Below are 6,820 nucleotides of genomic sequence, written 5' to 3'. Positions count from 1 at the left end.
ATCGATCTGATGAGGCGAATAGCCCGCTATTTAACGAATCAGATCGAATGAAGTTGGCCGAAAGACCGGTTCTCGCAGTAGATCAGCGTTAAGTCCGACAGGCTCCTAGACTGTGGCGGCAACACCTCATCACTCTAATACCCCACCAATCTAGAGCGAGCCTGATCATGCAGCAACCGCAGCAGCCCCTGGGGTTACAAGCGTTACGGGATATCGTCCTCGTCGGCGGCGGGCACACCCACGTGGGGGTGCTGAAGCGCTTCGCCATGAAGCCCGAGCCGGGCGTCAGGCTCACTCTGATCTGCCGCGACACCCATACCCCCTACTCGGGCATGCTGCCGGGCTATGTCGCCGGGCACTACACCTACGACGAGGTGCATATCGACCTGCGCCGGCTGGCCGAATACGCCGGGGCCCGCTTCTTCAGCGACGAGACCATCGGCATCGACCACGACGAGCGCAAGGTGCTCTGCCGCTCGCGCCCCCCGGTGCCCTACGACTGGATGTCGATCAACATCGGCTCGACGCCTCGCGTGGAGGCGGTCAGCGGTGCCGCCGAGCATGCCGTCCCGGTCAAGCCGATCCACCAGTTCAACGACCGCTGGCAGACGCTGCTCCGGCGCATCGAGGAGCACCCGGGCCGGACCCGCGTCGCGGTGGTCGGCGGCGGCGCCGGCGGCGTCGAGCTGCTGCTGGCCATGCAGTACCGGCTGGGCCGCGAGCTGGCCGCCCGGGGGCGCGACCCGGCCGAGCTCTCCTTTGCGCTCTTCACCCGCGGCGAGCGGACCCTGCCGACCCACAACGCGCGGGTGCGCGCGCACTTCCAAGACACCCTGGCCCGCCGCGGCGTCGAGGTGCATACCGCCACCGAGGTGGTCGACGTCGAGGCGGGCCGCCTGCAGGCGGCCGATGGCACCTGGCACGGCGCCGACGAGATCATCTGGGTGACCAATGCCGGCGGCGCCGCCTGGCTCAAGGACACCCGGCTCGCGCTGGATGACGACGGCTTCATCCAGGTCGACGACACCCTGCGCTCGCTCTCGGACCCGCGGATCTTCGCCGCCGGCGACATCGCCCACCAGGTCAACCATCCCCGCGAGAAGGCCGGAGTCTTCGCCGTGCGCCAGGGCCGCCCGCTGGCCGACAACCTGCGCGCCGCGGTGACCGGCCGGCCGCTCTCGCCCTATCGCCCGCAGCGCGACTGGCTGGCGCTGATCAGCACCGGCGACCGCCACGCAGTGGCCTCCCGGGGCGGGCTGTGCCTGGCCGGTGACTGGGTATGGCGCTGGAAGGACGGCATCGACCGGCGCTTCATGGCCAAGTTCAACGAGCTGCCGCCGATGGAAGAAGGTGCCATGCCGGCGTCCCGGCCCAGCAAGGTAGTGCTGGACGAGGAGGAGAACGCCCAGGCGGTCTCGGCCATCGCCATGCGCTGCGGCGGCTGCGGGGCCAAGGTGGGGGCCACCACCCTCTCCCGGGCGCTCTCGACGCTTGAGCCGGTGGCGCGCGAGGAGGTGCGGGTCGGCCTGCATGCCCCGGACGACGCCGCCGTGGTGCGGGTGCCACCGGGCAAGGACATGGTGCATACCGTGGACTTCTTCCGCGCCTTCATCGACGACCCCTACGTGTTCGGCAAGGTCGCCGCCAACCACGCGCTCGGCGACATCTTCGCCATGGGCGCCGAGGCGCAGACCGCCACCGCCGTGGCCACAGTGCCCCAGGGGCTCGAGGCCAAGGTCGAGGACACCGTCTTCCAGATGATGAGCGGCGCGGTGGAGGTGCTCAACGCCGCCGGCTGCGCCCTGGTGGGCGGGCACACCGGCGAGGGCAGCGAGCTGGCCCTGGGCTTCGCCGTCAATGGCCTGATCGACAGCGGCAGCGCCGGGGACGATGGCCGCGCCGACACGGCCCTGATGACCAAGGGCGGGCTGCGCCCCGGCCAGGTGCTGATCCTCACCAAGCCCATCGGCACCGGCACGCTGTTCGCCGCCCACGCGAGGCTCGCCGCCCGGGGGCGCTGGATCGATGCGGCCCTGGCCAGCATGGTCCAGTCCAACCGCGCGGGGGCGGCCTGCCTGCATGAGCACGGGGCCAGTGCCTGCACGGACCTCACCGGCTTCGGCCTGCTCGGGCACCTGGTGGAGATGACGCGCCCCTCAGGGGTGGATGCCGAGCTCGACCTGGCGGCCCTGCCGCTGCTCGAGGGGGCGGAGGAGACCGTGGCCGCCGGCATCCTGAGCTCCCTGCAGCCCGCCAACGTGCGACTGCGCCGGGCCATCCGCGACCCGGCGGCCTGGGTCGAGCACCCGCGCTACCCGCTGCTCTTCGACCCCCAGACCGCCGGGGGGCTGCTGGCCAGCGTGCCCGCCGAGCGCGCCGAGGCCTGCCTGGAAGCCCTGCATGCCCTGGGCTATGCCCGGGCCAGCGTCATCGGCCGGGTCCTCGACCCCGGCGAGGCGCTGGAGCCTATCCGGCTCACGGGATGACGGTGAGGATGACCTGCCGAACGGCGGCATCAACAAGTTCACTCTGGACGTCCTGATCAACCTGACGGCGCCGGCTCATTTCCCCCTCGAGCGGGAGATTGAGGACGAGAAGGAAGTGTGTCATTTTCAGAAGACGACTGCACCAGGTGACGGGTCGCAACGCCCGATGTGAAGGCGGCTCCTGACAGCCGGGTATCCGCAGTCGCCTTCACCAACCTCGACTATGCTCAGTACTCCTATGCACCACAGGCGGGTCGGGGCATGGCGTCAGACACCTCACCGATTGCCGAGCAAGGCGTGGCCACCCTATCCGATGAAGCCTGGACACAGGCCCGGCAACGAACGGCCATCATCGGGCCCTTGGCGGCACTTGAGGTAGTCGGGCATGAGGCCGTCGACGCCGCCGCCCAAGCACTGGGTCTGTCCCGGCGGCAGGTGTATGTCCTGATCCGCCGCGCGCGACAAGGCAGTGGCCTTGTCACGGACCTGGCACCCGGCCGATCCGGCGGTGGCAAGGGCAGGGGGCGTCTGCCGGCGTCGGTCGAGCGCATCATCCGCGAGCTGCTGCACAAGCGCTTTCTGACCAAGCAGAAGCGCAACCTGGCAACGCTCCACCGGGAAGTCGCGCTGGCGTGCAAAGCGCAGAAACTGAGGGTGCCGGCGCGCAATACCGTGGCCCGGCGGGTCGCCGACCTTGATCCGCTCCAGACGACTCGCCGCCGGGAAGGCCATTAGGCGTCCCGCAACCTGCAAGGTGCGGGTGGCGTTCCTCCCGCCGTAACCTCGCCGCTGGAGCAGGTGCAGATCGACCACACGGTCATCGACCTGATCGTGGTGGATGAGCGCGACCGGCAACCGATTGGCAGGCCTTACCTGACCATCGCTATCGACGTATTCACCCGCTGCGTGCTCGGCATGGTAGTCACGCTGGAAGCACCGTCCGCCGTCTCGGTTGGCCGGTGCCTCGCGCACATCGCCTGCGACAAGCGCCCCTGGCTGGAAGGACTGGACGTAGAAATGGACTGGCCGATGAGCGGCAAGCCCAGGTTGCTCTACCTGGACAACGCGGCAGAGTTCAAGAGCGAGGCGCTGCGCCGCGTCGCTCCCGCTGCGGCGGCATTCACCGATTGCCACCCCGGACATGGCCCGCTACCTGCTCACCCGCAGCGAGGGCACGATTGGCGAGCTGACGCACCTGTTGATGGCGGCGGCCGTCGCCGCGGTGGAGAGTGGCGAGGAAGCCATCACCCCCGCACGCTCAGCATGGCCGATTACACCGGCCCCAGTGAGCGGCGACGCCAGTTCGAGCGGGAGTTGATGTGAAGCCGGTACCACGCTGGCCGCTGCATCCGGCCCCCGTGGAGGGAGAGGCCTTATCGTCATGGCTCCGCCGTGTCGCGGCGTGCTACCAGATGGACGCGCGCGACCTTCTGGAGAATGACCTCGGGCACGGCCAGGTCGATGACCTGGACATCGCACCGCCGCTGTCGCTGCTGACGGTGCTCTCCCAGCGCAGCGGCATTGAGTTGGACCGGCTGCGCTGCATGAGCATCGTCGGCTGGGTGCCGTGGCTGCTGGACAGCCTCGACGACCGGATTCCGGCTGCGCTGGACACTTATGCGTTCCAGCTCTCCGTGCTGCTGCCGAGGCGCACCCGCAAGACGAGAGCGATCAACCGCTGGCGAGCCTGGCTCCCCAGCCAACTGATCCGCCGGGCCTGCCCACTCTGCCTGGACGGTTCGGCGGAACAAGCCATATTGCTCGCCTGGAAGCTGCCCCTGATGCTGAGCTGTCCGCAGCATGGTTGTTGGCTGGAGGCCTATTGGGGCGTGCCGGCGCATTATCTTGGCTGGGAGAACGCCGACTCTGCACCTCGCGAAGCCAGCGAAGCGATGACGGCGATGGACCAGCGCAGCTGGCAGGCGCTGACGATGGGCTACGTGGAGCTGCCGCGCCGGCGCGTCCATGCCGGCCTCTGGTTCCGGTTGCTGCGCAGCGTGCTGGATGAGCTGAACACCCCGCTCTCTTACTGCGGGAAGGGGGCCGGCAGCATCTGCTATGTCTGGGAGCACTGTGGCCAGCCGCCACGCGCTGGACAAAACCAATGGCGTCCCTACGAAATACTGGATCCGGCGGTGCAGCTGCAAATGCTGGAGGCGGCAGCCACCGCCTTCGACCTGCTCGAATCGCAGGCCGTGATCCCGCGCGGGGAGCAGGCGGCGTTGTTCTTGCCAGCACTGCAGACTGGCGCCACCAGCCGCCTGCTTGCCAAGGAACGGCAGCAGGAGCCCATGCGCGACTGGAAGGGGATGGTCAGGGCGGTCAACGAAGCCTTCACCGAGGCGCGGTACAATCCCGAGACAGCCCGATCACTGTTCGCGCTGGCGGCCTATGGGAAGCGAGACCCCGAATCCTTGGAACGTCTGCGCGCCGAGTTTGCCCAGGAGGGCATTCCGCCGGCATTCCTGTCACATTATGAGCCCGATGGATCCTTTGCATGCCGTAAGATAAGTGACTCATTAAGCAGCAAATTTTGACGACCATCGTCGCCTGGCGAAGTCGGTCAATGACTATAATATCAGACCGGTAATCCAACTGAAAAAATAGTACAATAATATCCTGCTTTTACCTGCAAGGTATCGATCAAACTGTTTTTCAGAGGTGTAAGCTATGACATTTTCAATATGGATAACCTTTCTAGTAGCGGCATTCCTGATCAGTATTTCTCCCGGCGCCGGTGCAGTCAACTCCATGAATAGCGGGTTGCGTCACGGTGTGCGTAAATCTATGCCAACCATTCTTGGGCAACAGTTTGGTTACGGTATGCAAATCGTACTGGTCGGTGCTGGGCTGGGGGCTATTGTGGCCTCTTCAAATATCGCACTGTCAGTGATCAAGTGGATGGGGGTGGCCTATCTGGTTTGGTTGGGCATTCAGAAATGGCGAGAGTCACCAGTTGAAGCTACGGGAGAGAACCCGGGAGGTATCAGTAAGAAACAGCAGTTCTGGAACGGAGCTATGGTGAATCTGACTAACCCGAAAGCAACTATTTTTCTGATCGCCCTTTTTCCCCAGTTCCTTGTGGCAGGGACACCTCATGGCCCACAACTTGCCACCATGGGCACAACCCTGATTCTGGTGGACATCCTGGTCATGATTGGCTATGCCCTGCTTGCCAGTCAGCTGTTTCGATTCCTGACCACCCCCTGGCGTCAGCGACAAATGAACCGGATATTCGGAGGTCTGTTTGTAACAGCCGCCGTGGCTCTGGCGAGTTTTAAGCGCTCTTGATTTCATTGAAAATTCAAGAGAGAGCGAGTCATTATCTAGGCGATAATATGGAGCTTATAAGGGTGTGTGCAGGATAGAGTCTTTCATGACCACCGTCTGGTGCAAGTTATCCACGAACCGTGCCAAAGCCGGGGACCAAGTGTCCGGTTCGGGTGCGGCAAAGTAGGTGTCGACCTCCGCGATGGGCTTCGGCAATTCCAGGTAGTGGATACTGAAACGATGCAGGTGCGCCTCAACGGTCACTCGGGGGAGCACGGTATAGCCCATCCCGGCCGAGACACAGCCGAGCATGGCGTCCACTGTACCGAACTCGAAAATCCGAGCCGCAGTGACGCCGTAGGATGCCAGCAGCAATTCGATACGCTGGCGATAGCTGCACCCTTGGCGAAAAGCGAGAAACGCTGACGACAACAGTTCTTCTGAGGGGGGGATGGCGGTCATGGGCTCGGGACCGACCAGCACAAGCCTTTCGCTGAAAGCCTTGAGCAGGTGGTAGCGGCGATGCTCAAGACGGCCGGCCACGAATACGCAGTCGACCTGCCCTGCTATCAGCAACTCGACCAACTCGGCTGTTGGGCCAGTCTTGAGCTTGATGTCGACTTCAGGATGCGCAGCGTGGTACGCCGCCAGGATCGGGGGGAGGCGCAGCGCAGTCGTGGTCTCCATGGCTCCAATACGCAGTCGGCCACACAGCTTTTCGTTGTCCTTGAACAGGGATAGCGCTTCATCATGGGCATCCAGCATGCGCTCGGCGTACTCCAATAGAGCCAGCCCGGCACTCGTCAAGCGGGCCTGCCCCGTGCGATAGACGAGCTTGGCGCCAACTTCTTCTTCAAGCTTCTTGATATGGGCCGTCACATTGGATTGCACCGTGTGCTGCCGTTCGGCGGCTGCCACGAAACTGCCGGTCTCGGCCACAGTCGTGAACAGGCGTAACGATTTGAGTTGCATGGCAGTCTCCCAAGTGGCTCTAAATATCTCATAAAAAGATAGTGTATATCATAATAAATCGTTTCTAAGGAACTATTCGTCGTGGGTACGAT

General features: G+C 64.5%; 4 protein-coding genes and 2 pseudogenes. 5 read left to right on the top strand and 1 reads right to left on the bottom strand.

Going from position 1 to position 6,820, the window contains the following annotated elements; all coding sequences use genetic code 11:
* Positions 1-167 precede the first annotated feature (167 nt).
* The 5 genes and pseudogenes from selD to rhtB all read left to right on the top strand — a co-directional run bounded on the left by selD (position 168) and on the right by rhtB (position 5,777).
* Positions 168-2,486: a selenide, water dikinase SelD gene (gene selD / locus OP497_RS15965; protein WP_280550178.1), complete on the top strand. Its 2,319-nt coding sequence runs from the start codon at positions 168-170 to the stop codon at positions 2,484-2,486.
* 261 nt (positions 2,487-2,747) lie between these two features.
* A pseudogene (locus OP497_RS15960) lies at positions 2,748-3,584 on the top strand (transposase family protein); the annotation flags it as partial.
* A pseudogene (locus OP497_RS15955) lies at positions 3,580-3,809 on the top strand (transposase); the annotation flags it as partial. The pseudogenes OP497_RS15960 and OP497_RS15955, both read left to right, overlap by 5 nt.
* Positions 3,806-5,023: a TniQ family protein gene (locus OP497_RS15950; protein WP_280550176.1), complete on the top strand. Its 1,218-nt coding sequence runs from the start codon at positions 3,806-3,808 to the stop codon at positions 5,021-5,023. The pseudogene OP497_RS15955 and the gene OP497_RS15950, both read left to right, overlap by 4 nt.
* A 133-nt stretch (positions 5,024-5,156) precedes the next feature.
* Positions 5,157-5,777: a homoserine/homoserine lactone efflux protein gene (gene rhtB, locus OP497_RS15945; RefSeq protein ID WP_280550175.1), complete on the top strand. Its 621-nt coding sequence runs from the start codon at positions 5,157-5,159 to the stop codon at positions 5,775-5,777.
* Between the two features lie 54 nt (positions 5,778-5,831).
* Here the strand turns inward: rhtB and OP497_RS15940 are convergent, their stop codons facing one another.
* Complete coding sequence (locus tag OP497_RS15940) at positions 5,832-6,728, bottom strand: LysR family transcriptional regulator (RefSeq protein ID WP_280550173.1); 897 nt, start codon at positions 6,726-6,728, stop codon at positions 5,832-5,834.
* Between the last annotated feature and the right edge of the window lie 92 nt (positions 6,729-6,820).

Origin of the sequence: Halomonas sp. 11-S5, assembly GCF_029889825.1 — a bacterium.
GTDB lineage: Bacteria > Pseudomonadota > Gammaproteobacteria > Pseudomonadales > Halomonadaceae > Halomonas.
This window is presented reverse-complemented; position numbering and strand designations above follow the sequence as displayed.